A 3,372-nucleotide genomic window follows, 5' to 3' on the forward strand; every position below is an offset into this window, starting at 1 on the left:
TGCGGTACGCTAATGCCCCCCCGCTACGCCGCCCGGCCGGCGGGGTTGGTGGCTATGGGGGGTGGTGGCACGGCGCGGGTGCGGCGGCCCCCCCCGGGGGCGGGCCCCCGGCCCCCTCGCCGGCGCCGGGCAGGCGGATCTGCCCGGCGCCGGCGACCGGGGTGAACCGCGCCGCGCGACCGGCCGCACCCGCTCTCGCGCGGGTTGACCGGCCGGCTCTCACATCGTCAGCACGAGCTTCCCGCGCGCGTGGCCCGCCTCGATCACCCGGTGCGCCTCGGCGGCCCGCGCCAGCGGGAAGGTGGCGGCGACGGCGGTGACCAGTTCGCCCCGCGCGGCGAGGTCGGCCAGCTCGGCCAGCCGCCCCGCGTCCCGCTCACCGCCGCCGCTGAACGTGACGCCCAGCTCGGCGGCCGCGGGGTCGGCGATGGTGACGACGCGGTCCGTGCCGCCGCGCAGCTCGATCGAGTCCGGCAGCGCGCCCCGGCCCGCGACGTCGAACACCGCGTCCACGCCCTCGGGCGCCAGCGCGCGCACCCGCTCGACCAGGCCGGGGCCGTAGGTGGTCGGCGTGGCCCCGAGCGCGGCCACGTGCTCCTGGTTGTCGGGGCCGGCGGTGCCGATGACCCGGGCGCCCGCCGCGACGGCCAGCTGCACGGCGATCGTGCCCACCCCGCCCGCCGCGCCGTGGACGAGCAGGGTCTCGCCCGCGGTGACGCCCAGCAGGCTCAGCACGCGGTCGGCGGTCTCGCCCGCGACGGGCAGCGCGACCGCCCGTTCCCAGGTCAGCGCGGCGGGCTTGCGGGCGAACGTGGACAGCAGGGCCTGCTCGGCGTACGCGCCGGTGTCGGCGAACCCGAACACCGCGTCGCCCACCGCCGCGCCGGTGACCCCCGGGCCGACCGCGTCCACCTCGCCCGCGACCTCCAGGCCGAGGACGGTGGGCAGCCGCGTGGTGAACACCGACTCCATGGCCCCGGACCTGACCTTGCCGTCGAACGGGTTGACGCCCGCCGCGCGGACCCGGACCCGCACCTGGCCGGGACCCGGTTCCGGGACCTCCACCTCGGAGAGCCGCAACTCCTCCGGCCCGCCGAACCGCTCCAGCACCACCGCTTCCACCGTGAAGCCCTCCCGTCGCCCGCTGCGGTCGCGACGACGGTATCGGACCGCGGGCAATTGCGCGCGCGATCACCGAAAAATGTGGTACAACTGGGGATTGGCTTTATCCGGGTAATTCACCGGTCGATAAGACCAGTATAGCACAGGGGGCAAGCGTGACCACAGCAGAATTGTCCGCGGAACAGGAGAAGATTTCATTCATGCACGCCCGGCTCGACCACGAGCGGGCCGCCGCGCAGGCCGCGCTGGACGCCGCGCTGCGCGACGCCGACGAACAGCGCTGGCACCGCGAGGTGGCCGTGCGCACGCTGTCCGAGCAGGTCAGCCGCTTGAAGGTGGCCGACGAGGGGTTGTGCTTCGGCCGCCTCGACATCGACGGCGGTGAGCGGGCCTACATCGGGCGGGTCGGTTTGTTCGACCCCGAGGACGACTACGAACCGCTGCTCGTCGATTGGCGCGCCCCGGTCGCACGCCCGTTCTACACCGCGACCGCCGCGAACCCCGAGGGGGTGACGCGCAGGCGCCATTTCCACGTTCGCGGGCGCGTGCTGGAGAGCTTCCACGACGACGACCTGCACGTCACCTCGGAGTCCCTGCTGGCGGCGTTGAACGCGCCCCGCGCGGAGACCATGCGCGACATCGTGGCCACCATCCAGGCCGAGCAGGACGAGGTGATCCGCCTGCCGCACCGCGGCGTCCTGGTGATCGAGGGCGGGCCGGGCACCGGCAAGACCGCGGTGGCCCTGCACCGCGTCGCCTACCTGCTCTACGCGCAGCGCGAGCGGCTGTCGCGGCAGGGCGTGCTGGTGATCGGCCCGAACCCGGGGTTCCTGAGGTACATCGGCGAGGTGCTGCCGTCCCTGGGCGAGACCGACGTGGTGTTCGCGACGCCCGGCGAGCTGTTCCCGGGCGTGCGGACCGACCGCGAGGACACCCCGGAGCTGCAAGCCCTGAAAGGCGGCCTGGGCGCCGTCGACCTGCTGCGCGAGGCGATCGCCGACCGCGAGGAGCTGCCGGTCGAGCCGATCCCGATCGAGCTGGAGGACGTCACGGTGCCGCTGACCGCGCGGCTGGTGGAGCGGGCCCGCGAGGTCGCGCGCGCCTCGGGCCTCAAGCACAACGAGGCCGGGCCGGTGTTCCGCCGCGCGCTCGTCGACGTGCTCGTGCCGCCCGCGCTGGAGCTGATCGGCCTGGACTGGCCCGAGCTGGCCGACGACGTGCGCCGGGAGCTGGCGCGCCACCCCGACCTGGCGCGGGCCGCCGCCGAGCTGTGGCCGTTGCTGACGCCCGAAGTCCTGCTGGCCGACCTGTACGCGGGGCGCTGCTTCGCCCTGGGCCGCCCCGAGCTGCACCGCGACGAGCCGGAGGCGTGGACGGTCTCCGACGTGCCGCTGCTGGACGAGGCCGCCGAGCTGCTCGGCACGGACGGCGAGGAGGAGCGCCGGGCGGCCCGGGAGCGCCGCGAGGCCGTCGAGTACGCGCAGGGCGTCCTGCACGTCGTCGACACCGACGCCGAGATGGACGAGGAGGAGCTGCGCGCCGTGGACCTGGTGCACGCCGAGTGGTTGGCCGACCGCCACACCCCGGTCGACCACCGGGTGCTGGCCGAGCGCGCCGCCGCCGACCGCGAGTGGACCTACGGGCACGTCGTGGTGGACGAGGCGCAGGAGCTGTCCGCGATGGACTGGCGGCTGCTGGTCCGCCGGAGCCCCAACCGCAGCATGACCGTCGTCGGCGACCTGGTCCAGCGGCAGGCGGAGGCGGGCGCCCGCACGTGGCACGAGGTGCTCGCCCCCCACGTCGGGGACCGGTGGTGCCACCGGCGGCTGACGGTCAACTACCGGACGCCCGCGGAGATCATGGAGTACGCGGCGCGGTCGCTGGCCGAGGTCGATCCCCGCGCGGTCCTGCCGACCTCGGTCCGCCGGGGCGAGCCGCCGATCGAGGTGACCGACGCCGACCCGGAGTCCTTCCGCCCGAACGGCGGCACGTTCGCCGTGATCACCCCGGACGGCCCGCTGACGCCGCGCGCGTCGAAGGGGCTGGAGTTCGACGTGGTCGTGGTGGTCGACCCGGAGCGCATGAGCCCGCCCGAGCGCTACGTGGCCCTGACCCGCGCCACCCGACGCCTGGTGGTCGTGCGCAAAACCCCCTAGAACCGCGCGAGTCGTACGCCCAGACCCACCGTGTCGTACGCCCCGCACCCCCCAGTCAAGCGTCCAGGACTCGCGGGGCCAGCGTCCACGACCC

At 75.1% G+C, this 3,372-nt stretch carries 2 protein-coding genes; one reads left to right on the forward strand and one right to left on the reverse strand.

The genetic code is table 11. From position 1 onward, the window contains the following. Positions 1 to 219: 219 nt before the first annotated feature. Positions 220 to 1,122, reverse strand: coding sequence for an NADP-dependent oxidoreductase (locus tag ACFV4N_RS41635; protein WP_499678208.1), 903 nt, complete (start codon positions 1,120 to 1,122; stop codon positions 220 to 222). A gap of 155 nt (positions 1,123 to 1,277) precedes the next feature. Between ACFV4N_RS41635 and ACFV4N_RS41640 the strand changes: the two genes are divergently transcribed. Continuing rightward, positions 1,278 to 3,278 carry a UvrD-helicase domain-containing protein gene (locus ACFV4N_RS41640; protein ID WP_499678209.1) on the forward strand — a complete coding sequence of 667 codons (2,001 nt, stop codon included), beginning with the start codon at positions 1,278 to 1,280 and terminating at the stop codon, positions 3,276 to 3,278. Positions 3,279 to 3,372: the final 94 nt, after the last annotated feature.

Source organism: Actinosynnema sp. NPDC059797 (assembly GCF_042732085.1).
GTDB lineage: Bacteria > Actinomycetota > Actinomycetes > Mycobacteriales > Pseudonocardiaceae > Actinosynnema.